The sequence below is a fragment of the Kitasatospora sp. NPDC029312 genome (genome assembly GCF_055569215.1).
Window position 1 is genome coordinate 144,948 of the sequence record NZ_JBVHXY010000003.1, and the last position, 26,313, is coordinate 171,260.

The following is a 26,313-nucleotide window of genomic DNA, read 5'->3' on the forward strand; positions in this document are numbered from 1 at the left end:
CCTGATACGGGAACGACGGCGCGGCCGTTCAGCACCGGCTCGGCGGCACGGGAGTTCTCACTCCCACTCGATGGTGCCCGGCGGCTTGCTGGTGACGTCGACGACGACGCGGTTCACGTCGCGGACCTCGTTGGTGATCCGGGTGGAGATCTTGGCCAGCACGTCGTACGGCAGGCGCGACCAGTCGGCCGTCATGGCGTCCTCGGACGAGACCGGGCGCAGCACGATCGGGTGGCCGTAGGTGCGGCCGTCGCCCTGCACGCCCACGCTGCGGACGTCGGCGAGCAGCACGACCGGGCACTGCCAGATCTCACGGTCCAGACCGGCCGCGGTCAGCTCCTCACGGGCGATCGCGTCGGCCTCGCGGAGCAGGTCCAGGCGCTCCTTGGTGACCTCGCCGACGATCCGGATGCCCAGGCCCGGGCCCGGGAACGGCTGGCGCTGGACGATCTCCTCCGGCAGGCCCAGCTCCTGGCCGACCATCCGGACCTCGTCCTTGAACAGCTTGCGCAGCGGCTCGACCAGCTGGAACTGCAGGTCCTCGGGCAGGCCGCCGACGTTGTGGTGGGACTTGATGTTGGCGGTGCCGGTGCCGCCGCCGGACTCCACCACGTCCGGGTACAGGGTGCCCTGGACCAGGAAGTCGACCGACTCGCCGTGCTCGCCGGCCTCGGCGACGATCTCGGCCTGGGCCTGCTCGAAGACCCGGATGAACTCCCGGCCGATGATCTTGCGCTTCTCCTCGGGGTCGGTGACCCCCTTCAGCGCGTCCAGGAAGCGCTCGGAGGCGTCGACGACCTTCAGCTGCACGCCGGTGGCGGCCACGAAGTCCTTCTCGACCTGCTCGGTCTCGCCCTTGCGCATCAGGCCGTGGTCGACGTAGACGCAGGTCAGCCGGTCACCGATGGCCTTGTTGACCAGGGCCGCGGCGACCGCGGAGTCCACGCCGCCGGACAGGCCGCAGATCGCGCGCTTGTCGCCGACCTGCTCGCGGATCAGGGCGATCTGCTCCTCGACCACGCTGCCGGTGGTCCAGGTCGGAGCGATGCCCGCGCCGCGGTAGAGGAAGTGCTCCAGGATCAGCTGGCCGTGGTCGGAGTGCAGCACCTCGGGGTGGTACTGGACGCCGTACAGGCGCGCCTCGTCGTTCTCGAAGGCCGCGACCGGGACCACGTCGGTGGAGGCGGTGACGGTGAAGCCCTCCGGCGCGGCGGAGCAGGCGTCACCGTGCGACATCCACACCGAGTGCTGCGCGGGGACGCCCTCGAACAGGGTGGAGCCGCTGCGGGAGACGGTCAGCGGGGTGCGGCCGTACTCGCGGGCGCCGGTGTTGTCGACGGTGCCGCCGAGGGTCACGGCCATCAGCTGGAAGCCGTAGCACATGCCGAAGACCGGGACACCGGCCTCGAAGATCGCGCGGTCGATCTGCGGCGCGCCCTCTTCGTAGACCGACGACGGGCCGCCGGAGAGGATGATCGCCTTGGGGTTCTTGGCGAGCATCTCGGCGACCGGCATGCTGCTCGGCACGATCTCGCTGTAGACCCGCGCCTCACGCACCCGACGGGCGATGAGCTGGGCGTACTGGGCACCGAAGTCGACCACCAGCACGGGGTCGTTGTCCGGTGCGGACTGGACGGGAATTGCAGAGGACACAGACGGCCTTCCGGCAGCGGTATCGAGGTGTCGCGCTGAACCGCGTCCCCAGCGGGGGCTGCGGCGGCGGACGGGTGTGGGGTGTCTGAACACCGATTCTACCGGGCTGTCCGGTTTCACTCGTCTGCCCGTCCAAAGGACCGTGACCGGTCGGGCCCGCGGTTCGTTGCTTCTGACGACCGCACGGCCGCGCCGCGTCCGCCAGACGCGCCGCTCCGCCCCCGCCGGGGGCACCAGCCGTACGGGCTGCACGACCACGCGTGGAGTTCCACCCCAGTCCACCGGCGCACGAGGCGCCGCCGCCCCGGCCCGCCGGGGAGCGCGGCTCCGTGGGACCGTGCGCGGGTGCCGCGGCCGGCCAGCAGGGGACAGCGACCCCGGCCGCGACTGGGCCGACAGGTGGGGCGGCCGGCCCCCGGGGACGCCCGGGGGCCGGCCGTCGCACCGATGGTTCACTCCCGGCCGCACTCCGGGCGCACCACCTCTCACCCGTCCCGCGCCGCTACGCGCGTCCCCGTGCGCCGCAACCGCCCCGCCCACTACACACCGTGATCATCCGGCGCGATGTCCGCCGTAAAAGGGCTGTGCCGAACTATGCCGAACTGCGCCGAACCGGTTGCAGAGCGAGCCCTCCGTCCAGCACGATGCTCCGTGTGAACGGTTCTCCCGGCGGCCTGCAGGCTCATCGCGGAGGACCGGACCGACGTCTCGCCGTCGCCGCGCACAGGGGGCGACAGCGGTGCTCACTTCACGCTCCGTGAGCGGGGCCCGGCGCAGACCCAGGCGCCGACCGTCGCCGCACGGACGTGCGCGACCCACCGCGCCGGCCATCCGCGCCGGAGCGCCAGGACGCGCCCCCCGAACCGACCGACACGACGGCGCTCCTCCCCCGGCGCCGTCACCCCAGCACCGGCGCCGCCCTGACGCCGAGTGCTGAGCGACAAAGGGCCCCGTTCCCCCGCGGGGCCCTTTGCCCTTTCCGGCCGCCGCATGGCCGGGGGCCACCCCTGGTCTCCGTCCACGGACCGTCCGTTCGCCGCCGGTCCGGGGCCGGGTGTTCAGCGGGTCAGGGCCGGCTCCTGGTGCTCCTGCTCGGGCCCCTCGCCGTCCGCCCGGGCCGTGGGCACCGCGGCAACCACGGCTGCGGCCGCGGCTTCGGCCCGGCGCGCGTCGAAGGTGTTCACACGCTTGATCACCTTGCGGCCGAGCTTCTGCATCGGCATCTCGACCAGGGTGTAGAGCAGCTGGCTGGCCACCAGGACACAGGCCAGGTAGCCGACGACCCAGACGATCTTCTGGGAGGCGGGACTGGCCACCGTCGGGTGGGTCAGGAGCGGACCGTCCACCGCGTACAGCACCGGAACGTGCACCAGGTACATCGAGAAACTGATGGCACCGAGCCAGGTCAGCGGTCGCGGGAACCGGCGCTCGCGGAAGAACATCGCGACGCCGAAGGTGGCCCAGGCCAGCACGTAGGAGATGCACCAGGCCATCCAGCCCGAGGTCCAGGTCGCCTCGGCGTTGGCACCGCGGTTGTACAGCCACCCCACCAGAACGCCGGCGGCAATGACGAACCCGCAGACGAGCCACCCCTGGAGCCGGTCGATCTGGCCCTTCTCCGCACGGTAGACCACCGTACCGGCGAACATGGTCGCGAAGACCATGAACGTCTCGAAGCCGATCGCCCGGCCGTTGTGGAAGGCCAGCACCAGGCCGACCCCGCCGAGCAGCAGCGCACCGGTGCGGACCAGGTCGGTCCGGCCGGTCATGATGAAGACGAGGGCCGCGCCCACCAACATGGCGACCGCCATCACCACGTGGGTGGTCGCCGCGGGGCCGGCGGGCAGACCGTGCTGGGTGAGGCTGACCCCCAGCAACAGGGCACCGGCGGCGAGCCCGACCGCGATCGAACTGGTCTTGCGGTGCCAGCCGCGGACGAACAGGGCAGTGACGAAGAAGTAGAAGACCATCTCGAAGGAGAGGGTCCACATCACCCGCAGCGAGTTCGGCTGACCGAGCATGTCCTGGAGCATCATGGCGTTCGCCGTCAGCACGGTCGGCATGTGCGGCACGTTGAGGAGCAGCACCGGCATGTGCTCGTCCGGCAGCGTCAGCAGGCAGACCACGATCGTGACGATCAACGCCGGGTGGATGCGGAAGATCCGCCCGAGCCAGAACGCCCGGACGTCTCCACGCCGTTCCAGCGAAGCCGGGATGATGTAGCCGCTCACCAGGAAGAACGTCATCACGCCGTAGAGGCCGAAGTCGAAGTGGACCCAGACCTCGTTGCCCCAGGGCACCAGCCGCCAGATGTCGAAGTGCTGGAGGACGACCGCGAATGCGGCGATCCCGCGCACGGCGTCCAGCCAGCCGAGCCTGGACTGGACACCGCCGGCAGCGGTTCGGCGTCCGCGACGGGCTGCGAGCGGGGTGAGGAGTTGTCGGATTCGCATCACTCGCGGGACATTAACGGATCGGGGGATTCGATGAACACGCCGACCGCGTGTCGCCGGGTGCGCGCCTCACACACCCGGCCCGGGAGTCGTTACGGCTGCTTGCGCCAGACGCTGGGGTCGAGCGGCTCGGCGGAGGGCGGGGGCGGGGCGGCGGGCGGCGGCGGCGCCTCGTGGGAGGCGATCACCTCGCTGACCACGGTCCCGGGGGCCTCGGGCGCCGCGGCAGGTGGACCGGCGGGGGAGGCGGGCGGCTGCGGCGGCACGGTGCCGTAGGGGCCGTCCGGCGGCCCGTACGGCGCGGCGCCCGGCGCGGGCTCGACGGTCCGGCCCCGGCCCCCGAGAGCCGACAGGACCGCGGGGACCACCAGCGCGCCGATCACCGCCCACACCACGGCGGCCAGCAGCACGCTCGGGAACGCCAGGCTCACCGAGCTGTCCTGCGTGGTGGACCGGCTGCCCGAACCGCCCCAGCCCTCGACCGCCGGGGTCACGTACGACACCGAGGTGGTCATCAGTGCGCCGGCCGCCGCCGAGAGCAGGGTGAGCACCCCGGCGTACACGGCCGCCAGCCGCAGCCGGTCGGCGGGGTCCAGCCGCCGCCGGTACGCCGTCCAGCCGAGGACGCCCGCCGAGGCGAGCGCCAGCAGGCCGGTCCAGCGCCAGTCGGCGCTCTGGTCGTGCAGGTCGAAGAAGGAGAACTCGCCGCCGTCCCGGCCACGCCAGTCCGGCACGTCCGCGCTGAAGTCGCTGCGTCCGCGGAAGGTCGCGCCCGAGCCGATGCCCAGCAGGAGCAGCCCGAGGTTCGGCAGGAAGGCCAGCGAGCCCGCCGTCACCGAACCGCTGTCGCCGTTGACCGCGACCAGTACGAAGGCCGTCACCGAGGCCAGGCCCAGGGTCAGCGTCAGCGCCCGGCCCGCGGTCAGCGCGGCCACCGCCCAGCCGCGTACCGCCCGGCTGCGCCAGGCGGCCCAGCGCAGCGCGTCGGTGCCGTACACGGTGAAGGCCAGCAGCCCGCCCAGCACGGCGGCCCAGCCGACCGCCCACAGCCAGCCGGAGTCCGCGGTGAAGGTCGCCTTCCCCAGACGGACGCCGCCGGTGCCGTAGTAGTCGGAGTCGAGTTCGCGGCCGCCGGGCTGCCAGCTGGTGCTTCCGAGCAGCCCGAGCAGCAGCGTGGCGAGGCCGAGGACCGCGGCGGTGCGCAGCGCCTCGCCGGCCGCCTGGCCGCGGGTCAGCTGGGAGCCGTCGGCCTTGCGCCGGCGCAGCCCGGCCCGCAGGGCGAGCCAGAGCGCCAGGCACCAGAGGACGGTGACGGTCATCGGCACCACCCAGATGGTGACGTCCATGCCCTCGGAACGGCTCCTGGACAGCGGGCTCTGGTAACCGATCCGGAACGGCGCGCCGAGCGCGTTCAGGGCCAGGGACAGCGTCCCGCAGAAGCGCTCGCCGAAGGCGGGCGCGGGGAAGGTGCCGTCGTAGGTGTAGTCGCTGGGGACGGCCACGATCAGCGCCGTCAGCAGCAGGGCCAGCGTCGGGGCGACGGCCGCCAGGACCGCCGGTCGCCAGCCGGGGCCAATACGCAGGCGCCCGGGCGTCTCGTACGGGACGCCGGCGCCCCAAGTGCCCGTCGCGGGCGGGCCGCCGGCCGGCGGGTACCCGGGGGCCGGCGGCGGTACCGCGGGCACGGCCACGACGGTCGGGGCGGCGGCGGGAGGCGGGGGTGCGGGCGGGAGCGGAGGTGCCGCCGGTCGGCCGCAGGAACCGCAGGCGGGCGCCCCCTCCACCGAAGTCGCGTCGCACGATGCGCAGTTGGCCATGGACCGGATTCCCCCCGCTCGACGAGTCCCTGGTCCCCCAGGGAGCCCGTTTATCCCATCGGATCCGAACGGATGTCAACCGCGAAAAGTCGCAAGCCGGTTGGCCTCGGACGGACGGGCTCAGGGGTGGCCCGGGGCCGGTCGGCCGTCACCGGTCCCGCTTCTTCGGCACCTCCGGGACGGGCAGCAGCGGCAGCCGCAGCGCGCCGAACGCGCCCTCCGGCACGGCCGGTCGCACCGGCACGACGGCCGTGACCGGGCGGTACGCCTCGCCGGGGGCGGGCCGCGGGTCCTCCTCGCCCTTGTTGGGCCACATCGACATGGCGCGCTCGGCCTGCGCGGTGATGGTGAGCGAGGGGTTGACGCCGAGGTTGGCGGATACGGCCGCGCCGTCCACCACGCTGATCCCGGGGTGCCCGTACAGCCGGTGGTACGGGTCGACGACGCCGGTCTCGGGCGCGTCGCCGATCGGGCAGCCGCCGAGGAAGTGGGCGGTCATCGGGATGTCGAAGATCTCGCCGACGGTGCTGCCCGGGAAGCCGTTGATCTCGTCCGCCAGTGCCTGGGCGCCCTTCTCGGCGGCCGGGATCCAGGTGGGGTTGGGCGTGCCGTGGCCCTGGCTGGAGGTGAGCCGGGGCTTGCCGATCGGCCCCTTCTTGAGCGAGACGGTGATCGAGTTGTCCAGCGACTGCATCACCAGGCCGATGATCGTCTTCTCGGACCAGCCGCGCTGGTTCATCGAGCGGGCGAAGGTCACCGGGTGGAGCACCGAGTTGCCCAGGTAGCGCAGCCAGCGCGGGGCCTTCCCGCCGCCCTTGACCTGCGCGATGGACAGCGCGCCCATCGCGTTGGAGCCCTTGCCGTAGCGGACCGGCTCGATGTGGGTGTTGGCGTCGGGGTGGATCGAGGAGGTGATCGCGACGCCCTTGGTGAAGTCCGCCTTGGCGCCGTAGCGCCGGTCGGTGGTCTGCGCGCCCACCAGCGCCTCGGAGTTGGTGCGGGTCAGCTCGCCGAGCCGGGCGGAGATCCGGGGCAGGTGGCCGGCGTCGCGCATCCGGTGCAGCAGCGACTGGGTGCCGTAGGTGCCGGCCGCGACCACGACCCGGGCGGCGGTGATCGTCCGCGCCCCCGCCTTGACCCGGTCGGTCCTGGAGCGGGAGTCGGTGCGGCGCACGTCCACGGCGTAGCCGGCGTTCCCGTGGCCGTCGGTGTGCTCCCGGATCCGGGCCACCGTGGTGAGCGGGTGGATCTCGGCGCCCAGCCGCTCCGCCAGGTACAAGTAGTTCTCGGTGAGCATGTTCTTGGCGCCGTGCCGGCAGCCCGTCATGCACTCGCCGCACTCCACGCAGGCCTTGCGGGCCGGGCCGGCGCCGCCGAAGTACGGGTCGGGAACCTCGTCCCCGGGCGCCGCCTTGGCGGTGCCCCCCGCGTCCTCGCCGTCGCCGAAGAACACCCCGACCGGCGCCATGTGGAAGGTGTGGCCGACGCCCATCCGCTCGGCGGCCGCCTTGAGGTGGACGTCCGAGGGGGTGACGGTCGGGTTGAGCCGGACCCCGAGCATCCGCTGCGCCTGGTCGTAGAACGGCGCCAACTCCTGCTGCCAGTCGGTGATGTGGCGCCACTGCCGGTCCTCGAAGAAGGCCTTCGGCGGTACGTACAGGGTGTTGGCGTAGTTCAGCGAGCCGCCGCCGACCCCGGCGCCCGCCAGGATCAGCACGTTGGCCAGCAGGTGGATCCGCTGGATGCCGTACAGCCCGAGCTGCGGCGCCCACAGGTAGTTCGGCAGGTCCCAGGAGTTCCGGGGCAGTTCGTCCCGTTCGAAGCGCCGCCCGGCCTCCAGGACGGCGACCCGGTAGCCCTTCTCGGTCAGCCGCAGCGCCGCGACCGAACCGCCGAAGCCGGACCCGACCACGACCACGTCGTAGTCGAACTCCGCCGCACCGCCGGACTCCACCATCTGCCACTGCTCCTTCGAGGGTCGAACCTGCCTGGGGGGAAGCCCGTCGGGCGTTACTTGAGCCGCAGGGCCTTGAGCACCCGCAGCCCACCGGTCATCACGGCGGCGAACTGCCGGTCGTCCAGGCCGAACGCGGGTGCCAGCGGCATCACCCGCTGGGTCGAGACGGTCTGCGCCTCGGTGAAGCGCAGGATGCCCTCGGCGCCGTGGCGCCGGCCGAGCCCGGAGTCGCCCATGCCACCCATCGGGGAGGCGACCGAGCCGTACGCGGCCGCATAGGCCTCGTTGACGTTGACCGTGCCGGTGCGCAGCCGGGCCGCGACCGCCCGGCCGCGCCGCTGGTCCCTGGTCCAGACGCTGGAATTCAGGCCGTACGGCGTGGAGTTGGCGGCGGCGACCGCCTCCTCCTCGGTGTCGAAGCGGTAGACGGAGACGACCGGGCCGAAGGTCTCCTCGCCGCAGACCGCCATTTCCGGGGTCACCCCGTCGAGGATGGTCGGCTCGTAGAAGTACGGGCCGAGATCGGGCCGGGCCCGCCCGCCGGCCAGCACGGTGGCGCCGGCCTTGACCGCCTCCTCCACGTGCCGGGTGGTGGTGTCCAGCTGGCGTGCGGAGACCAGCGAGCCCATGTCGGCGCCGTACGCCAGGCCGCCGCCCAGGCGCAGCGCCCGGGTGCGGGCGGTGAAGCGCTCCAGGAATCCGTCGGCCACCGAGCGGTGCACCAGCAGCCGCTCGATCGAGATGCACAACTGCCCGGCCGAGGAGAAGCAGGCCCGCACGGCGCCCGCGGCGGCCGCGTCGAGGTCCGCGTCGGAGAGCACCAACATGGCGTTCTTGCCGCCGAGTTCGAGCGAGGCGCCGACCAGTCGGGCGGCGGCGCGCTGGGCGACCTCGCGGCCGGTGCGGGTCGAGCCGGTGAAGGAGACGTAGTCGGCGTGCTCCACCACGGCGGGGCCGATCACCGGGCCGTCGCCGATCACCACCTGCCACAGGTCGGCGGGCAGCCCGGCCTCGATCAGCAGCTCACGGGCCCACAGCCCGGTCAGCGCGGTCTGGGTGTCCGGCTTGTTGACCACGGCGTTGCCGGCCGCGAAGGCGGGCAGCAGGTCGCCGACGCACAGCTCCAGCGGGTAGTTCCACGGCGAGATGTGGCCGATGACGCCCTTGGGGCGGCGGCCCTCGACGGTGTGGGTGAGCACCGGCAGCGCCCCGCCGCGGCGGCGGTCCCGGAGGTAGCCCTGGGCGCCGCGCCCGTAGTGCCGGGCGGCCATGGCGACGGCGAGCACCTCCTCGAAGGCGTGCAGCCGGGCCTTGCCGGTCTCGGCCTGGATCAGGTCCAGGGCCTCGTCCTGCCGCTTGAGCAGCAGGTCGTGGAAGCGCAGCAGGACGGCGGCGCGGCGGCGCACCGGCAGGGCGGCCCAGGCGGGCTGGGCGCGCCGGGCCAGCTGGAAGGCGACCTCGACGTCGGCCGGGGTGGACTGCGGCAGGGCGGCCAGCCGCTCACCGGTCAGCGGGGCGACGGTCTCCACCACGCTGGGCACGCCGGTCGCGGTGACGCCCGCGGCCAGCCGGGCCACCAGGGACGGCGGGACGGCGGCGGAGACGGTGCGTCCGCCGCCGGGAGCTGCCGGGTTGCCGCTCGCGGGCCCGACGCCGGGGTGTTCGGTGGCCGCTGCATCTGCTGTGAGGTCCGACATACGGCGCAGCCTAGGCCTTCGGGCGCCGGCGCGGTACCCGTCGGTAACAAGAATCTGCCGCAGTCGGGCGAAAGCGGGCGCCCCGCCCGCCGAGGCTCAGCGGCCTGCCTCAGCGGACTGCCTCAGCGGGCCGCCTCGGCGGGTCGGCTCAGCGGGTCGGCGTGAAGTGGTTGAGCACCGTGGTGAAGCGCTGCTCGGCCTCGTTCCACTCGTTGCCCTTGTCCGGGCTGGACGAGTAGATCGCGTACGCGGTGCCGTCCTCGTCGATGAACTCGGCCTCGATCGCGCGGCGCCGGCCGCCGCCCTGGGCCAGGTAGCTGAACTCCCAGACGGCCGCCTCGTGGCCGTTCACGGCGGCGCTCGCCATCCGGTGCTGCTTGTAGTCCTTGAGCGATTTGGAGACGGTGGTCTCCATCTGCTTCATGTGGTCCAGCGGCTTGATCGACTGGCCGACGGTGACCGCGAACTGCAGGTAGTGCACCTTGCCGTCGGGGCTGTAGAAGATCTGGTTGTTGTCCGTCCCGGTGATCCGCTGCCAGGCCGGGTCCCCGCTCGGCAGCGGGAAGCGGAAGCCCGCCGGGTCGTCGACCCAGTGGTAGCCGTTGGGCGCGGACGCCTCGGTGTCGGCGGTGCTGCTCGGCTCGGGCTCGGTGGTCTCGGCCGGACCGGTCGGGGTGGTGTCGGCGTCCGGGGTGTCGACCACGTGCCGGGTGACGAGGAAGGTCGCCGCGGCCGCCAGCAGTCCGACGGCCACCGCGATGGCGATCAGCTTCATCCGGCTGCGGCGCTTGGCCGGTCCGCGCGCGGGCGCGACGGTGTGCGCGACCGGCACGCCGGTTCCGGCGTGCGCCTGCGGCGCGGTGGGCACGCCCTCGGCGACGGCCGGGACGGCAGGGGTGACAGCAGGGGTGACGGCGGAGGTGCCAGTAGGGGTGGCGGCGGCCCCGGCCTGGACCGGGCGCGGCTCGGTGGGCTCCTCCGAGCCCTCCGCCGGCGGTTCCGCGGCGCCCACCGGCACCTCGCTGCGGTCCACCACCGGCACCGACTGGGTCGGCGTGCGGACCGAGGCGACCGACTTCAGGCCCATGGTGTGCCCGGCCTGCACCTCGGCCAGCATCCGGGCCACCTCGTCCGCGCTCGGCCGCTCGGCCGGGTCCTTGGCCATCAGCGCGGCCAGCACCGGCCCGAGCGGCCCGGCCCGGCGCGACTCCGGCAGCGGCTCGTCGACCACCGCGGCGAGCGTGGTGATCGGCGAGTCCCGGCGGAACGGCGACTGCCCCTCGACCGCCGCGTACAGCGTCGCCCCCAGACCCCACAGGTCGGAGGCCGGGCCGGGCCGCTGGCCCTGGGCGCGCTCGGGCGCCAGGTAGTCCGGCGAGCCGACCAGGTCGCCCGGCCGGGTCAGCTCGGTGGAGCCCTCGTACTTCGCGATGCCGAAGTCCAGCAGCACCACCCGCCCGGTGCCGCGCTCCAGCAGCACGTTGGCCGGCTTGACGTCCCGGTGCAGCACGCCGAGCTGATGGCCGCGGTGCAGCGCGGCCAGCACCTGGCTGCCGACCTCGGCGGCGGCGCGCGGCGGGAGGGTGCCGTCCTGGCTGATCACGTCGGCCAGCGAACGGCCGTCGACCAGCTCCATCACGATCCACGGCCGGCCGTCCTGCTCCAGCACGTCGTGCACGGTGATCACGCCGGGGTGCTTGATCCGGGCGGCCGCGCTGGCCTCGCGCTTCATCCGCGCGTGCAGGATCTGCAGGTCCTCCTCGGGCAGGTGGTTGACGGTCAGCTCCTTGACCGCGACCTCACGGTCCAGCATCCGGTCCCAGGCCCGCCAGACCGTGCCCATCCCGCCGCGGCCGAGCCGCTCGCCGAGCTCGTACCGCCCGGCCAACAGCCGCTCCGCTTCGACCGCCTCCGGCCGGTCCTGCACGCCCATCGGCGACCGCTCCCCCTCTCGAGTCCACTCGCCGTCACCGCGACGGATCGCGTGGTGCAGACCGCTGTTCGAACAAATCCCACGCACACATTAGGCGTACCTCGCGCACCCCGGTAATCACGCCCACCCCCCGGACCGGCAAGCCGGTGCGCGGCGGGGCCGTCAGCCTGCGAACAGCACCACGGCGACCATTCCCAGCACCAGCAGTAGGAACACGCCCCCGACCAGCAGCGGGCCCAGCAGGGCGGGGGGTATCCGCGGCGTACGGACGCCGGCCTCCGGCTCGGCCTCCATCCCGGCCTCCGGCCGGGCGGCCCGGCCGCGGCGACGGTGCCGCAGCGGCACCAGCGGCGCGTCGGGCTTCAGCTCCACCGCCCGGGCCATCCGCTCCCCGTCGACCGGCTCCGGCGCGCCTGCCAGCAGCACCGCCAGCTCCCGCCGCACCGCCTCCGCGGTCGGCCGCAGCGTCGGGTCCGGCTGCAGCAGCCGCTCGGCCAGCGGCGCCAGCGGCCCGCAGGCCGCCGAGGGCTCGCGCCGCCCGTCCCGCACCGCCGCCACCAGCTCCGGCACCCCTCGCTCCGGGTACGGCGCGCGCCCGGTGATCAGCCGCTGCAGCAGCACTCCGAGCGCCCAGCAGTCCCCCGCCGGACCGCCGTCCAGGGGCCAGCGCTCGGCCACCGGGCCGACCAGGGTGGCCCGGACCTCGTACCGGCGGCGGCCCCCCGGCCCGCCGAGGTCCTCGGCCAGCGCCTCCTCCGCCACCCCGGCCAGCAGCCCCCCGAGCATCGCCGCACCGTCCTCGCAGACCAGCACCGACTCGGCGGTCAGGTTGCCGTGGGAGAGCCCGGCCTCGTGCAGCGCCCGCAGGGCGCCGGCCACGTCCGCCGCCAATTCGGCCGCCCGGTAGGGCGGCACCGGCCCGGCGGTGAGCAGCTCGGCCAACGACTGCCCGGCCGGCCGCTCCTCCACCGTCCACAGCAGCTCACCCTCGACGAAGGCCCCGACCCCGCGCAGCAGCCGCGGGTGCCAGGACGGCGCGGCCGACCCGACGGCCGCCACCCGCCGCACCAACCGGTCCCCCTGCGCGGACGCCTCCCCCTCCGGGTCCTGACCACCGGTCAGCAGCACCGGGAGCTCCACGGCGCGCAGCAGCACCGACTCACCGGTCCGCTCGTCCACCGCGAGGGCGCGCAGCAGCTCCGGACGATCCGTCACCCGGTACCGCCCCGCCGACAACTGCCCAGGGCCGCCTCGCATGCCAGTTCCTCTCGCTCACGAGCAGCCTACTGAGCGGCTCCTTCGGGCTCGATCCCGTGGACCGGACCGATCGGATCGACACCGCCGTCGAGATGGCGGGCGACCAGGGCCAAGCCAACCAGGCGAAGGTCCTTCCGACGGTCGAAGCCGCGTTCATCGGAGGTGAGAAACCGATCGCCTCACCCACCCGGTGCTCTTCCCGAAGGACGGAGAACCACCAGTCCCGGTTCCGCTTACGGCCGTCACCGCCGGGATCGTGAGCCGCCGCCGGCCCGGTTACGGCGCCGGCTGGAAGCTGTTGAACACCACGTCCCGGACCGGCGCCTGGGCGGCCCACTGGGCGTCCGGGACGATCCAGTAGATCGAGTAGCCGTACTTGGCCGGGGTGCCGGTCACGAAGCCGCGGTTGAGCGAGTGGGTCTTGGGCGTGCCGCTGGTCCACTCCCAGTCGGCCGCGTTGGTCCACTGTCGGTAGCTGATCGCCGACAGGTTCAGCCGCTGGTAGTTGGTCACCTGCGCACGCAGGTCGGGCTCGGAGTCCTGCCAGTCCGCGACGGCACTGGCGTGCGGGGTGGTGCTCCACTCGATCCGCAACTGGCTGCCGTCGGCCGCGTTCTTGAAGATCCGCCGGTTGGGGTCCGACCCGGCGGGCTGCAGCCAGTCCGGCAGCACCACCGAGAAGCCGCTCGGGTCCTGGTACGCGTGGTAGCCGGCCGGCACGGGCTCGGTCGGACCGGGCGCGGTCGTCGGGGTGGCAGCGGCCGGCGGGGCAGCGCCGGTCGTCGGAGCAGCGGCGGCCGGCGGCGGCGCGGCGGCCGTGGTCTCCGGCGCGGCGCTCGTCCCGGCGGCCCCGGGCTCGGTGGACGGCGCCGCCGGAGCCTGGCTCGGCACCGCCTCGGTGGTCGCCGCCACCGGCGCGGTGGCTCCCGCGCTGTGGGTGCCACCGCCGCTCGAACCGTCCTCCTCGCCGCCCATGGCCTTGACCAGCGCGACCACCCCGGCGATCAGCAGCAGGACGACCACCACCGTCGCGATCGCCAGCCGGCGCCGGCCGGTGCGCGGGTCGGCCCCGGCCGCCTGGGTCGCCCCCCTGGTCCACTCGCTGGTCACCGGCCGGATCGGCTCGCCCGCCGGAGCGGCCTCCGGCTCGGCGGGGGCCTTCGCGACGGGCTCCGCCGGCTCTGCGTCCCGGGCCCGGCTACCCACCCGGACGGTGCCCAGCAGCCCGGCCACGGTCCGCTTCGGCGCCTCGACCGCGGCCTCCGGCTCGGGGGTGACCACCGTATCGACCGGCATCGCGTGCTCGGTGGTCGACTCCGCCTTCACGGTCGCCTCGGCGACCACCCGCTTGAGCATCGACCGGGTCTGCGAGGCGTCCAGGCGCTTCGCCGGGTCCTTCTCCAGCAGCCCCTCGATGACCGGCAGCAGCGGCCCGGCGTTCGCCGGCGGGGCGAGCTCCTCGGTCATCACCGCGGTCAGCGTGGCCAGCGCCGAGCCCCGGTCGTACGGCGGCCGCCCCTCGACCATCGCGTACAGCGTGCCGCCCAGCGACCACAGGTCGGCCGGCGGCCCGGGCTTCTGGCCGCGTGCCCGCTCCGGGGATATGTACGAGGGCGCTCCGACCAGCATCCCGGTGGAGGTGACCGAGGCGTCGCCCTCCACACTGGCGATCCCGAAGTCGGTCAGCACCACCCGGCCGTCCTCGCCGATCAGCACGTTGGACGGCTTGACGTCCCGGTGCAGGATGCCCAGCGCATGCGCCGCGCTCAGCACGCCCAGCACGTCCAGCGCGATCTCCGCCGCCCGGGCGGGGGCCAGCGGCCCGTCCTCCCGGACCACGTCGGCCAGCGAGCGGGACTCCACCAGCTCCATGACGATCCACGGCCGGTCGTCCTCGTCGACCACGTCGAAGACGGTCACCGCCGAGCTGTGCCGGATCCGCGCGGTCGCCTTCGCCTCGCGCAGCGTCCGGACGATCAGCCGGTGCTTCTCCTCCTCGTCGACACTGGCGTTCATCCGCAGTTCCTTGACCGCGACGGTCCGGCCCAGCATCTCGTCCTCGGCGCGCCAGACCGTACCCATGCCACCGCGCCCGAGCACGCCGTTCAGCCGGTAGCGGCCCGCCAGGAGGCGGCCGGTGGAACCCTGCGCCTGGGTCATTCGGAACGTTCCCCCATGTGCTGCTGGCGGTCGTGGTGACGGCGCGTCGGCCCGGCCCGGGCCCGAACGCCCAAGCCTCCATCATCTCCTGTCCCGAGGGGCCCCGACCACCCGGCCCCCGTCCCAAGCCGGGACGAACCGGAACGGGTACGGCCGTCCGTGCCCGATCTGTGATCGAAAACTCGCCAAGATCTGTTCGAAGCCCTGCTACCGTTCGGCAGCTCATCGTCTTTTCCGGGGGGACTCGACGCCCATGACCGCATCAGCACCCGGCGCTGACGGCCCCTCGACCCGGCCGCGCACCGCCGAGCACTACTCGGTCGCACCGCTCCTCGAGACCCCCGACGGCTACGTCGCCCCCGGCATGCCCGGCGTCCCGGTCGCCGGCTACGACCCCACCACCCCCGTGCGCACCCGGACCGCCCCCCGCCGCCGCACCGCCCTCGCGATCACCCTCGCCCTGCTCGCCACCGTCCTCAGCGGCCTGGCCTACGGCTGCGCCCCGCTCCGCGCCGCCGACAGCCTCGGCTGGCTCACCATCGCCCAGGCCGGCCTGATCGCCCTTCCCCTCGGCGTCCTCGGTGGCCGGAACCGGCTCCTCCCGCCCCTCGGCGCGCTCCTCGCCGCCACCGCCCTCCTCCTCGGCCAGCTCACCCAGCACCTCCGGCTGACCCAGGCCACCGGCCCCACCCCCCGGGGCCTCCTCCCCGCCACCCTCACCTCCTGGCGCGCCGACCTCCGCCCCCTCGACGTCACCTTCTACGCCATCGCCCTCATCGGCGGCTTCCTCTTCACCCGCCGCACCGCCACCCGCACCTGACGCTCCGGCCGGGCCACGGAAAGCGCGCAGGCCCCCGCCCGGGCGATCCGGACAGGGGCCTGCGCGGCGACCTCGACCTCAGCGGTGAGCCAGCGCCGGATTCACCGTGACCTCGACCCGCTGGAACTCCTTCAGCTCGGTGTACCCCGTCGTCGCCATCGCCCGCCGCAGCGCACCGAACAGGTTCATGGTCCCGTCCGGCGTGTGCGACGGCCCCGCGAGGATCTCCTCGGTGGTGCCGACCGTGCCGAGGTCCACCCGCTTGCCGCGCGGCAGCTCCTCGTGGACGGCCTCCATCCCCCAGTGGAAGCCCTTGCCCGGCGCGTCGGTGGCCCGGGCCAGCGCGGCGCCGATCATCACGGCGTCGGCGCCGCAGGCGACCGCCTTCGGGATGTCGCCGCTGTAGCCGACGCCGCCGTCCGCGATCACGTGCACGTAGCGGCCACCGGACTCGTCCATGTAGTCGCGGCGGGCGGCCGCGACGTCCGCCACGGCGGTGGCCATCGGCACCTGGATGCCGAGCACGTTGCGGGTGGTGTGGGCGGCGCCGCCGCCGAAGCCGACCAGCACGCCGGCCGCGCCGGTCCGCATCAGGTGCAGCGCCGCGGTGTAGGTGGCGCAGCCGCCGACGATCACCGGCACGTCGAGCTCGTAGATGAACTGCTTGAGGTTGAGCGGCTCGGCGGCGCTGGAGACGTGCTCGGCCGAGACGGTGGTGCCGCGGATGACGAAGACGTCCACGCCGGCGTCCACGACGGCCTTGGAGAACTCGGCGGTGCGCTGCGGCGAGAGCGCGGCGGCGGTGACCACGCCGGAGTCGCGGATCTCCTGGATCCGCTGCTTGATCAGCTCGGCGCGGATCGGCGCGGCGTAGATCTCCTGGAGGCGGCGGGTCGCGGTCGACGCGTCGGTGATCGAGGCGATCTCGTCCAGCAGCGGCTGCGGGTCCTCGTAGCGGGTCCAGAGGCCTTCCAGGTTCAGCACGCCCAGACCGCCCAGGCGGCCGATCTTGATGGCCTGCTCGGGCGAGACCACGCTGTCCATCGGGGCGGCCAGGAACGGCAGCTCGAAGCGGTAGGCGTCGATCTGCCAGGCGATCGAGACCTCCTTCGGGTCACGCGTACGGCGGCTGGGGACGACGGCGATGTCGTCGAAGGCGTACGCCCGGCGGCCGCGCTTGCCACGCCCGATCTCGATCTCAGTCACTTCGAGCCCTTCTGGTTTGTTGCTCATGCCCGCCGGGTCACCCCGGCCGCCCCCAGTATCCCGTACCGGCGCCGGCGGCGCCCCGACGGCCCACACCCCGAACACGCCGGGGGCCCGCCGCCGCGGTGCGACAGCGGGCCCCCGGCCCCTCGACCGTTCGGGCCGTCCGGACCGCTCAGGCCGTTCAGCGCGACGAGTAGTTCGGCGCCTCGACGGTCATCTGGATGTCGTGCGGGTGACTCTCCTTGAGGCCCGCCGAGGTGATCCGGACGAAGCGGCCCTTGCTCTCCATCTCGGCGATGGTGGCGGCGCCGACGTAGCCCATGGTCTGGCGCAGCCCGCCGACCAGCTGGTGCAGCACGGCCGACAGCGGGCCGCGGTAGGGCACCTGGCCCTCGATGCCCTCGGGGACGAGCTTGTCGTCCGTGGCCACCTCGGCCTGGAAGTAGCGGTCCTTGGAGTACGAGCGGCCCTGGCCGCGGGACTGCATGGCGCCCAGCGAGCCCATGCCGCGGTAGGACTTGAACTGCTTGCCGTTGATGAACATCAGCTCGCCCGGGGACTCCTCGCAGCCCGCCAGCAGCGAGCCCAGCATCACGGTGTCGGCACCGGCGGCGAGCGCCTTGCCGATGTCGCCGGAGTACTGCAGGCCGCCGTCGCCGATGACCGGCACGCCGGCCGCCTGGCAGGCCTGGGCGGCCTCGTAGATGGCGGTGATCTGCGGGACGCCGATGCCGGCGACGACGCGGGTGGTGCAGATCGAGCCGGGGCCGACGCCGACCTTGACGCCGTCCACGCCGGCGTCGATCAGCGCCTGGGCGCCGTCGCGGGTGGCGACGTTGCCGCCGACCACGTCGATCCTGACGGCCGACTTGATCTTCTCGATCCAGGCCAGCGCGTTGTGGCTGTGGCCGTGCGAGGTGTCGACGACCAGGAAGTCCGCGCCCGCCTCGACCAGGGCCTGGGCCCGGTCGAAGGCCTCGGCGCTGGCGCCGACCGCGGCGCCGACCAGCAGACGGCCCTCGGCGTCCTTGGCGGCGTTCGGGTACTGCTCGGCCTTGACGAAGTCCTTGACGGTGATCAGGCCCTTGATCCGGCCCTCGTCGTCGACCAGCGGCAGCTTCTCGATCTTGTGGCGGCGCAGCAGCGCCATCGCGTCCACACCGGAGATGCCGACCTTGCCGGTGATCAGCGGCATCGGGGTCATGATCTCGCGGACCTGGCGGCTGCGGTCCGACTCGAAGGCCATGTCGCGGTTGGTGACGATGCCGAGGAGCTTGCCGGTCCCGTCGGCGATCGGCACGCCGGAGATGCGGAACTTGGCGCACAGCGCGTCGGCCTCGGCCAGGGTGGTGTCGGGGCCGACGGTGATCGGGTCGCTGACCATGCCGGACTCGGAGCGCTTCACCAGGTCGACCTGGTTGGCCTGGTCCTCGACCGACAGGTTGCGGTGCAGCACGCCGACGCCGCCCTGGCGGGCCATCGCGATGGCCATCCGCGCCTCGGTGACCTTGTCCATCGCCGCGGACAGCAGCGGGATGTTGACGCGGACGTTCCGGGAGACCCGCGAGGAGGTGTCGACCTGGTTCGGCAGCACCTCGGAGGCCCCGGGCAGCAGCAGGACGTCATCGAACGTGAGCCCGAGCATGGCGAACTTCTCGGGTACGCCTGCGGCGTTGTAAGACATTTGGGGGTACCTTCCGTGGCCGGCCTTATCCGCTCACGCCCTGAGGGAGGGGGCGCGTTCATCGCTCACTCGCGCAGACCGCCGAAAGCCGGGTGGATTGGAGGAACCTCCAAGGGAACCCCGCGCACACCCGCGAAACTTTGGCAACCCGCCCAGGCGCCGATACCCCATGGTACTGGCACCTCGAATGTGCCCTCGTGTGCCCTTGACAACAACCCCCCACCATGGGTCATTCCACCCCGGGCGAAGCTCCGGACGGTACGGCCGACCGGAGGCCTCAGGCGCGTCAGGCCCTCAGGACGATTCCTCGGCGAGCGCCCGCAGTCTGCTGAGCGCCCGGTGCTGGGCCACCCGGACGGCCCCCGGCGACATCCCGAGCACCTCGCCGGTCTCCTCCGCGGACAGCCCGGCGGCCACCCGCAGCAGCACCAGCTCCCGCTGACGGGCCGGCAGGTTGGAGAGCAGTTCCTTGGCCCAGGCCGCGTCACTGCTGAGCAGCGCCTGCTCCTCGGGGCCGAGCGCCTCGTCCGGCACCTCCGGCAGGTCGTCCTGCGGCACGACCGTCGAGCCGGGCCCGCGCATCGCGGCCCGCTGCAGATCGGCGATCTTGTGCGCGGCGATCCCGTAGACGAAGGCCTCGAACGGCCGCCCCTGGTCCTTGTACCGGGGTAGCGCGCACAGCACCGCGACGCAGACCTCCTGGGCCACGTCGTCCACGTGGTGCCGGGCCCCGCCGGGCAGTCGGACCAGCTTGGCGCGGCAGTAGCGCAGCGCCAGCGGGTGGACGTAGGCGAGCAGGGCGTCGATGGCCGGGCCCTCGCCGCGGACGGCGGCCGCGACCAGCTCACCCACCAGCGGCGAGCCGCCCGTGCCGAGCACCGGCGGGCGGACCGGTCCGATCCCGGCGTCAGGGCCGCCGGATCCGGCGTACGACGGATCGTGGCCCGGGTCGGAGGGCTCGGCCTCACCCGGGTCCGCCTGGCCGGCCGCACCGGCGACGTCGTCGCGCATCGGTCCATGGTGCCTGGTCGACCGGGAAAACGCGGCACCGCGTCCGGAGTTGTGCACCGGAACGTTATGCGCTGCGGCACCGCGCGGCGCCCCGCGCCTCACCGGCCCCTCCTGCACCGTGCCGCCTCCCGCACCGCCGCCGTGGGTGGTCCCGTCCGTCGCGCCGTCCGCCGAGTGTCCCGCGGCCGTGTGGCTCGCCGCAGTGCCTGTCCGCTGGTCCCCGAGGTGCTCCACTCCTCCATGGTGCAACCTCGGGACCGTAACGTCACACGCCCGTGCGGTACCCGCTCCGGGAATCGACGGCGGCGCGCCGCATCCCCGGCGCCGCGGCGGTCAGCGGACCAGGCCCCAGCGGAAGCCCAGCGCCACCGCGTGCGCGCGGTCGGAGGCCCCGAGCTTCTTGAACAGCCGTCGGGCGTGGGTCTTGACGGTGTCCTCGGAGAGGAACAGCTCGCGGCCGATCTCCGCGTTGCTACGGCCGTGGCTCATGCCCTCCAGCACCTGGATCTCACGCGCCGTCAGGGTCGGCGCGGCGCCCATGTCGGGGCTGCGCAGCCGGCGCGGGGCGAGCCGCCAGGTCGGGTCGGCTAGGGCCTGGGTGACGGTGGCCCGCAGCTCGGCGCGCGAGGCGTCCTTGTGCAGGTACCCGCGGGCACCCGCGGCCACCGCGAGCGCGACACCGTCGAGGTCCTCGGCGACGGTGAGCATGATGATCCGGGCGCCCGGGTCGGCGGACAGCAGCCGCCGGACCGTCTCGACCCCGCCGAGGCCGGGCATCCGGACGTCCATCAGGACGAGATCGGAGCGGTCGGCCACCCAGCGGCGGAGGACCTCCTCCCCGTTCGTCGCGGTGGTGACCCGGTCCACGCCGGGTACGGTCGCGACGGCGCGGCGAAGCGCCTCGCGGGCGAGCGGGGAATCGTCGCAAACGAGAACGGAAGTCATGACCGTCGTCCTCCGCAGCTGATCCGCGTCACGTTGAGCCTCCTGGCTGGTACGAACCTCTCCGACACGGCCGATCGGCGACGGACTTCGACCTGATCGCCCCGACTTGCCCGCGATCGTTCCCGACGTCCGGCGCCCGCTAACCGCCTCCGCACTTCCAACGACCGTCACTCGAATGAGTTACGGCCTTCAGGCCATCTCCACCACTGTACGTGGCCGACCCGTTACGGATCAGCCGCATCGCGGTGCACACGCCGCACTTTTCCGCAGCTCGCGCGCGGTCGGCGCACGACCCGCACACCGGTGCGGGTCGTTCGCGCGCCCGTCGGCCACCCGATTGCCGCACCCTCGCCCGCCGAAACCCATTGCCCGCTTTGCCCGCTTTTATAGCTTTCGCATGGTCATTGACTGTTGTGCCCGTCTGTGGGTGACTTGTCCATGGAGTTGCCTTAAGTCATATTTCCAGGTGTCCACACCAGCGCGGGACGCCCCGCCGGGCACCGCTCGGCAGCAGCCCGCCGAACACACCCGGCTGAAGGCCGACCGCATCCGAAGGGAATGAGCCATGGCAGATTTCTCCCGCCTCCCCGGTCCCAACGCGGACCTCTGGGACTGGCAGCTCTCGGCAGCCTGCCGCGGCGTGGACAGCTCGCTCTTCTTCCACCCGGAGGGCGAGCGCGGGGCTGCGCGCAGTTCGCGCGAGGCCAGCGCCAAGGAGGTCTGCATGCGCTGCCCGGTGATCGCCGAGTGCGCCGCGCACGCCCTGGCGGTCCGCGAGCCGTACGGCGTCTGGGGAGGGATGACGGAGGACGAGCGCGAGGAGATGCTGGGCCGCTCGCGGCACCGCCTGGTGGAGGTCCCGCTGACCCCGCCGGCCGTCGCCCGGCGCTAGACCCGGCTCCGCGGTGCGCCGTGAAGAAACGTTTCTTCGCGGCGCCTCAGACCTCGCACCGCCGCTACGGGCTCCGAGAGGGAGCCACCACCGGGCGTCAGCGGTCGGCGGCCGCGCCCGCCAGCCGCTCCAGCATCAGCGCGACGGCCGGCACCTCGGCGAGGTCCGGCAGGGTCAGCGCCACCACCTGGCGCAGCGCGGGAGCCCCGGAGGCCGTCCGCACCGGCACCGTCGACACGCCGTCAGGGCGCACCGACCGCAGGGCCAGCCGGGGCAGCACCGCGACCCCGAGCCCGGCCGCCACCAGGCCGACCACCGCCGGGTAGTCGTCGGTCGCGAAGTCGATCCGGGGTTCGAAGCCCGCCCCGGCGCACAGCTCCACCAAGTGCCCCCGGCACTGCGGGCAGCCGGCGATCCACTGCTCCCCCGCCAGCTCCGCCAGCTTCACCGGCCCACCCCGCCCGGCCAGCGGATGGGCGGCGGGCAGCAGGCCCACCAGGGCGTCGTCCAGCAGCGGGGTGACCACCAGGTCGGACCAGTCCGTCCCGGCCGAGAGCTGCTGCGCCTCCAGGTTCGCCTCCGCCCGCGCCTCGCGCGGGGTCCCGTGCGCGGGGGCCGGCAGCACCGCCGCGCCGTCCGGCTGCGGGTAGCGGAAGGCCAGCGCGATCTCGCACTCGCCGCCGCGCAGCATGGCCAGCGACTCCGGCGGTTCCGCCTCGACCAGCGACACGCGCACCCCCGGATGGCTGTCCCGCAGCCGGGCTACCGCGGGCGGCACCAAGGTGGAACTCGCGGTCGGGAAGGAGACCAGTCGCACCCGCCCGGCCCGCAGTCCGGCGATCGCGGCGACCTCCTCCTCGGCGGCGGAGAGCCCGGCCAGGATTCCGGTGGCATGCTTGAGCAGGACCCGCCCGGCCTCGCTGAGCTGCATCCCACGGCCGGAGCGGACCACCAGCGGGGTGTCGACGGACTTCTCCAGAGCCTTCATCTGCTGGCTGATGGCAGGTTGCGTACACCCCAGCTCGCGGGCGGCGGCGGAGAAGGAGCCGGTGCGGGCGACGGCACGCAGGACGCGCAGATGGCGGGCCTCGATCATGCTTCAGTTATAAGGCAAACTTTGCGTTTCGCAAAATTCTCCTGATAGTTGAAGCCGGAAGGACGACGGCCCGCCCCTGGGCGCCCAACGCCGGAGGCCCGGTCCGTCACCCCTCGCGGGGCGCGGACCGGGCCTCCGGTCAGGCGTCGGAGCCTCAGTGCGAGTGGCCGTGACCGTGCGAGTGGCCGTGACCGTTGTCGGCCTCCTCCTCCTTCTTCTCCACCACGAGGGTCTCGGTGGTGAGCAGGAGGGAGGCGATCGAGGCGGCGTTCTCCAGGGCGGAGCGGGTGACCTTCACCGGGTCGATGACGCCGGCCTTCACCAGGTCGCCGTACTCGCCGGTGGCGGCGTTGTAGCCCTGGCCGGGCTCCAGCTCGGAAACCTTGGAGGTGATGACGTAACCCTCCAGGCCGGCGTTCTGGGCGATCCAGCGCAGCGGCTCGTGCAGCGCCTTGCGGACCACGGCGACACCGGTGGCCTCGTCGCCCGACAGGCCCAGGCCGTCGTTCAGCACCTTGGCGGCGTGGACCAGGGAGGCGCCACCACCGGCGACGATGCCCTCCTCGACCGCGGCGCGGGTCGCCGAGATGGCGTCCTCCAGGCGGTGCTTGCGCTCCTTCAGCTCCACCTCGGTGGCGGCGCCGACCTTGATGACGCAGACGCCGCCGGCCAGCTTGGCCAGGCGCTCCTGCAGCTTCTCGCGGTCCCAGTCGGAGTCGGTGGCGGCGATCTCGCCCTTGATCTGGGCGACGCGGCCGGCCACGGCCTCGGTGTCACCGGCACCGTCGACGACGGTGGTCGCGTCCTTGGTGATGGTCACGCGGCGGGCGGTGCCCAGCACGTCCAGGCCGACCTGGTCGAGCTTGAGGCCGACCTCCTCGGAGATGACCTGGCCGCCGGTCAGAACGGCGAGGTCGCCGAGGATCGCCTTGCGGCGGTCGCCGAAGCCCGGCGCCTTGACGGCGACGGCGTTGAAGGTGCCACGGATCTTGTTCACGACCAGGGTCGACAGCGCCTCGCCGTCGACGTCCTCGGCGATGATCAGCAGCGGCTTGGAGGAGCCGCCCTGCAGGATCTTCTCCAGCAGCGGCAGCAGCTCCTGGATGGAGGAGATCTTGCCCTGGTTGATCAGGATGTACGGGTCCTCCAGGACCGCCTCCTGCCGCTCCGCGTCGGTGACGAAGTAGGGCGACAGGTAACCCTTGTCGAACTGCATGCCCTCGGTGAAGTCCAGCTCCACGCCGAAGGTGTTCGACTCCTCGACGGTGATGACACCGTCCTTGCCGACCTTGTCGATCGCCTCGGCGATCAGCTCGCCGATCTGCGGGTCCTGGGCGGAGAGGGACGCGACGGCGGCGACGTCGTCCTTGCCCTCGATCTCGCGGGCCACGGACAGCAGGTGCTCGGAGACGGCGGCGACGGCCTTGTCGATGCCCTTCTTCAGGGCGGCCGGGCCGGCGCCGGCGGCGACGTTGCGCAGACCCTCGTTGACCAGGGCCTGGGCCAGCACGGTGGCGGTGGTGGTGCCGTCACCCGCGACGTCGTTGGTCTTGGTGGCGACCTCCTTGACGAGCTGCGCGCCAAGGTTCTCGTACGGGTCGTCCAGCTCGACCTCACGGGCGATGGTGACACCGTCGTTGGTGATGGTCGGGGCGCCGAACTTCTTGTCGATGACGACGTTGCGGCCCTTGGGGCCGATGGTCACCTTGACAGTGTCGGCCAGCTTGTTGACACCGCGCTCCAGCGAGCGGCGGGCGTCCTCGTCGAACTGCAGGATCTTCGCCATGTTCCCTATTCCCTCGGGGCTGCGGCCGACCGACCGGCCGCCGAACAACGTGAACCAACAACCACGCCCCGGGCCGCTGTCATGGAGGACACGGTTCCGGGGCGGGTCGGGGGCGTCTTACTTCTCGATGATCGCGAGGACGTCGCGGGCCGAGAGCACCAGGTACTCCTCGCCCTGGTACTTCACCTCGGTGCCGCCGTACTTCGAGTACAGGACGATGTCACCGACGGCGACGTCGAGCGGCAGACGCTGGCCGTCCTCGAAGCGGCCCGGGCCGACGGCCAGGACGACGCCCTCCTGGGGCTTCTCCTTGGCGGTGTCCGGGATAACCAGGCCGGAGGCCGTGGTGGTCTCGGCGTCGAGCGGCTGGACCACGATGCGGTCCTCGAGCGGCTTGATGGCAACCTTGCTGCTGGTGGTCACGTCCGAGCTCCCCTTCGGAGATTACGGGGCTTTCTAACGGGTATGGGGCGAACCTGCGAGCCTGCCGTCGCGGGGGTCAGACACGCGTCTTCGCGTTAGCACTCCCCCACTGGGGAGTGCCAAGGACGACCATAGGCCTGTGTTAGCACTCAGTCAACCAGAGTGCCAACGGCGCGCCCGGCGACTCGGCGCTACGGGCGAGTAACCGCACGGCCGTTCGGCCCTGGCGGGCCGTCGGATCGGCGTCGCGCCCGGGAGTCCCGGCGCACCCGCGCACCGGTGCACCGGCCCGACGCCGTCGTGAGCCGCCACGGATCACCGGCGAGAATGGGCCCGTGGACACCGAGAACCTCCAGCCCCTGCTGACCCCCCGGGGTCAGGCCCTGCTCGCCGAGCTGCGCGAGTTCACACCCGAGGAGGAGCTGGCCCTGGCCACCCGGCTGCGGCGGGAGCACCCCGCCGAGCTGGTGTCCGCGGCGTTCGGGCAGGCCCGGCTGCGGCAGCGGGCGCGGGCGAAGTTCGGTGCGGACGCCGACCGGATGTACTTCACGCCCAACGGCGTCGAACAGTCCACCCGGCGCAGCGTGGCCGAGTGGCGGGCGCGCCGGTTCGCCGGGCTGGGGGTACGGCGGCTCGCCGACCTGTGCTGCGGCATCGGCGGCGACGTGCTGGCGCTGGCCCGGGCCGGGATCGAGGTGCTGGCCGTCGACAAGGACCCGGCGGCCTGCGCGGCGACCGCGGCCAACGCCGCCGCGCTCGGCCTCTCCGACCTGGTCGAGGTGCGCTGCGCGGACGTCGCCGAGGTGGACGTCACCGGCTACGACGCGGTGTTCACCGATCCGGCCCGCCGCACCTCGCGCGGCCGGGTGTTCGACCCCGAGGCCTACACCCCGCCGCTGTCCTGGGCGGTCGAGGCCGGACGGCGGACGCCGATCGGCGCGCTGAAGGTCGCCCCCGGCATCCCGCACGAGGCCGTCCCGGCGGACGCCGAGGCCGAGTGGGTGTCCGACCACGGGGACGTCAAGGAGGCGGTGCTCTGGTTCGGCACCCGGGCGGCCCGCCCGCACCGCGCCACCCTGCTGCCCCAGGGCGCCAGCCTGACCGGCGGGGACCTGCCCGACCCGGCGGCCGGCCCGGTCGGGCGGTACCTGTACGAGCCGGACGGCGCGGTCATCCGGGCCCACCTGGTGGCCGAGGTGGCCGAGCAGGTCGACGGCCGGCTGATCGACCCGAAGATCGCCTACCTGACCTCGGACCGGCTGGTCGCCACCCCGTACGCGCACGCCTTCGAGCTCACCGACGTACTGCCCTTCCACATCAAGAAGCTCAAGGCCCTGCTGCGGGAGCGCGGCGTCGGCACGGTGGTGATCAAGAAGCGCGGGATGGCGATCACCCCGGAGGAACTGCGCCGCCAGCTCAAGCCCTCCGGGCCGAACACCGTCACGGTGGTCCTCAGCCGCACCGACCGGGGGCCGCTGATGATGCTGGGACAGCCCGTGACGGCCCCGTAGGCGCCCGGC

Annotated in this window: 18 protein-coding genes; 3 read left to right on the forward strand and 15 right to left on the reverse strand. The window is 73.2% G+C overall.

The window, feature by feature from the left end:
- Positions 1–57: 57 nt before the first annotated feature.
- The 8 genes from guaA to ACZ4WV_RS03655 form a co-directional block, all read right to left on the reverse strand.
- Positions 58–1,653, reverse strand: a complete 1,596-nt coding sequence (gene guaA, locus ACZ4WV_RS03620) for a glutamine-hydrolyzing GMP synthase (RefSeq protein ID WP_465742390.1) — start codon at positions 1,651–1,653, stop codon at positions 58–60.
- Between the two features lie 1,058 nt (positions 1,654–2,711).
- Entirely contained in the window at positions 2,712–4,106 is a 1,395-nt protein-coding gene (locus tag ACZ4WV_RS03625; protein ID WP_465742677.1) for an acyltransferase family protein, read from the reverse strand.
- Positions 4,107–4,198: 92 nt separating this feature from the next.
- The gene (locus ACZ4WV_RS03630) at positions 4,199–5,791 is read right to left on the reverse strand and encodes a hypothetical protein (protein WP_465742392.1); all 1,593 of its coding nucleotides are present in this window, start codon (positions 5,789–5,791) and stop codon (positions 4,199–4,201) included.
- 280 nt (positions 5,792–6,071) lie between these two features.
- Positions 6,072–7,880: a GMC oxidoreductase gene (locus ACZ4WV_RS03635; protein ID WP_465742394.1), complete on the reverse strand. Its 1,809-nt coding sequence runs from the start codon at positions 7,878–7,880 to the stop codon at positions 6,072–6,074.
- A 53-nt stretch (positions 7,881–7,933) separates the two neighbouring features.
- On the reverse strand, positions 7,934–9,577 hold the full coding sequence (locus ACZ4WV_RS03640; RefSeq protein ID WP_465742396.1) for a succinic semialdehyde dehydrogenase: 1,644 nt from the start codon (positions 9,575–9,577) through the stop codon (positions 7,934–7,936).
- A 148-nt stretch (positions 9,578–9,725) separates the two neighbouring features.
- A complete protein-coding gene (locus ACZ4WV_RS03645) occupies positions 9,726–11,510 on the reverse strand; it encodes a serine/threonine-protein kinase (RefSeq protein WP_465742398.1) in 1,785 nt (594 codons plus the stop codon).
- A gap of 162 nt (positions 11,511–11,672) precedes the next feature.
- Entirely contained in the window at positions 11,673–12,725 is a 1,053-nt protein-coding gene (locus ACZ4WV_RS03650) for a protein kinase domain-containing protein (protein WP_465742400.1), read from the reverse strand.
- Between the two features lie 318 nt (positions 12,726–13,043).
- A complete protein-coding gene (locus ACZ4WV_RS03655) occupies positions 13,044–14,927 on the reverse strand; it encodes a serine/threonine-protein kinase (protein ID WP_465742402.1) in 1,884 nt (627 codons plus the stop codon).
- Between the two features lie 253 nt (positions 14,928–15,180).
- On the opposite strand from ACZ4WV_RS03655, the gene ACZ4WV_RS03660 reads away from it, so the two are divergent.
- Positions 15,181–15,747 (forward strand): hypothetical protein, encoded by a 567-nt coding sequence (locus ACZ4WV_RS03660; protein ID WP_465742404.1) that lies wholly within the window; start codon positions 15,181–15,183, stop codon positions 15,745–15,747.
- A 78-nt stretch (positions 15,748–15,825) separates the two neighbouring features.
- Here the strand turns inward: ACZ4WV_RS03660 and ACZ4WV_RS03665 are convergent, their stop codons facing one another.
- From ACZ4WV_RS03665 to ACZ4WV_RS03680, 4 genes are all read right to left on the reverse strand, one after another.
- Positions 15,826–16,953: a GuaB3 family IMP dehydrogenase-related protein gene (locus ACZ4WV_RS03665; RefSeq protein WP_465742406.1), complete on the reverse strand. Its 1,128-nt coding sequence runs from the start codon at positions 16,951–16,953 to the stop codon at positions 15,826–15,828.
- A gap of 184 nt (positions 16,954–17,137) precedes the next feature.
- Positions 17,138–18,640: an IMP dehydrogenase gene (guaB, locus tag ACZ4WV_RS03670; protein ID WP_465742408.1), complete on the reverse strand. Its 1,503-nt coding sequence runs from the start codon at positions 18,638–18,640 to the stop codon at positions 17,138–17,140.
- A gap of 294 nt (positions 18,641–18,934) precedes the next feature.
- Positions 18,935–19,651, reverse strand: coding sequence for a sigma-70 family RNA polymerase sigma factor (locus tag ACZ4WV_RS03675; protein WP_465742410.1), 717 nt, complete (start codon positions 19,649–19,651; stop codon positions 18,935–18,937).
- Positions 19,652–19,984: 333 nt separating this feature from the next.
- The gene (locus tag ACZ4WV_RS03680; RefSeq protein WP_014136228.1) at positions 19,985–20,596 is read right to left on the reverse strand and encodes a response regulator transcription factor; all 612 of its coding nucleotides are present in this window, start codon (positions 20,594–20,596) and stop codon (positions 19,985–19,987) included.
- A gap of 565 nt (positions 20,597–21,161) precedes the next feature.
- On the opposite strand from ACZ4WV_RS03680, the gene ACZ4WV_RS03685 reads away from it, so the two are divergent.
- Positions 21,162–21,488, forward strand: coding sequence for a WhiB family transcriptional regulator (locus ACZ4WV_RS03685; RefSeq protein ID WP_350735776.1), 327 nt, complete (start codon positions 21,162–21,164; stop codon positions 21,486–21,488).
- A gap of 97 nt (positions 21,489–21,585) precedes the next feature.
- Here ACZ4WV_RS03685 and ACZ4WV_RS03690 read toward each other — a convergent pair whose 3' ends face one another.
- The 3 genes from ACZ4WV_RS03690 to groES form a co-directional block, all read right to left on the reverse strand.
- On the reverse strand, positions 21,586–22,584 hold the full coding sequence (locus ACZ4WV_RS03690) for a LysR family transcriptional regulator (protein ID WP_465742412.1): 999 nt from the start codon (positions 22,582–22,584) through the stop codon (positions 21,586–21,588).
- 154 nt (positions 22,585–22,738) lie between these two features.
- A complete protein-coding gene (groL, locus tag ACZ4WV_RS03695) occupies positions 22,739–24,370 on the reverse strand; it encodes a chaperonin GroEL (RefSeq protein WP_465742414.1) in 1,632 nt (543 codons plus the stop codon).
- A gap of 117 nt (positions 24,371–24,487) precedes the next feature.
- Positions 24,488–24,793: a co-chaperone GroES gene (groES, locus tag ACZ4WV_RS03700; RefSeq protein ID WP_014136232.1), complete on the reverse strand. Its 306-nt coding sequence runs from the start codon at positions 24,791–24,793 to the stop codon at positions 24,488–24,490.
- A gap of 335 nt (positions 24,794–25,128) precedes the next feature.
- Here groES and ACZ4WV_RS03705 point away from each other — a divergent pair, with 335 nt between their 5' ends.
- A complete protein-coding gene (locus ACZ4WV_RS03705) occupies positions 25,129–26,304 on the forward strand; it encodes a THUMP-like domain-containing protein (RefSeq protein ID WP_465742416.1) in 1,176 nt (391 codons plus the stop codon).
- The last annotated feature ends 9 nt before the right edge of the window (positions 26,305–26,313 follow it).

Excerpts from the sequence above, each read along its gene's own strand:
- ACZ4WV_RS03625 (WP_465742677.1), bottom strand. The coding sequence starts at position 4,106 with ATGCGAATCCGACAACTCCTCACCCCGCTCGCAGCCCGTCGCGGACGC.
- ACZ4WV_RS03635 (WP_465742394.1), bottom strand. The coding sequence starts at position 7,880 with ATGGTGGAGTCCGGCGGTGCGGCGGAGTTCGACTACGACGTGGTCGTG.
- ACZ4WV_RS03640 (WP_465742396.1), bottom strand. The coding sequence starts at position 9,577 with ATGTCGGACCTCACAGCAGATGCAGCGGCCACCGAACACCCCGGCGTC.
- ACZ4WV_RS03645 (WP_465742398.1), bottom strand. The coding sequence starts at position 11,510 with ATGGGCGTGCAGGACCGGCCGGAGGCGGTCGAAGCGGAGCGGCTGTTG.
- ACZ4WV_RS03655 (WP_465742402.1), bottom strand. The coding sequence starts at position 14,927 with ATGACCCAGGCGCAGGGTTCCACCGGCCGCCTCCTGGCGGGCCGCTAC.
- ACZ4WV_RS03660 (WP_465742404.1), top strand. The coding sequence starts at position 15,181 with ATGACCGCATCAGCACCCGGCGCTGACGGCCCCTCGACCCGGCCGCGC.
- guaB (WP_465742408.1), bottom strand. The coding sequence starts at position 18,640 with ATGTCTTACAACGCCGCAGGCGTACCCGAGAAGTTCGCCATGCTCGGG.
- ACZ4WV_RS03675 (WP_465742410.1), bottom strand. The coding sequence starts at position 19,651 with ATGCGCGACGACGTCGCCGGTGCGGCCGGCCAGGCGGACCCGGGTGAG.
- ACZ4WV_RS03680 (WP_014136228.1), bottom strand. The coding sequence starts at position 20,596 with ATGACTTCCGTTCTCGTTTGCGACGATTCCCCGCTCGCCCGCGAGGCG.
- ACZ4WV_RS03685 (WP_350735776.1), top strand. The coding sequence starts at position 21,162 with ATGGCAGATTTCTCCCGCCTCCCCGGTCCCAACGCGGACCTCTGGGAC.
- ACZ4WV_RS03690 (WP_465742412.1), bottom strand. The coding sequence starts at position 22,584 with ATGATCGAGGCCCGCCATCTGCGCGTCCTGCGTGCCGTCGCCCGCACC.
- groL (WP_465742414.1), bottom strand. The coding sequence starts at position 24,370 with ATGGCGAAGATCCTGCAGTTCGACGAGGACGCCCGCCGCTCGCTGGAG.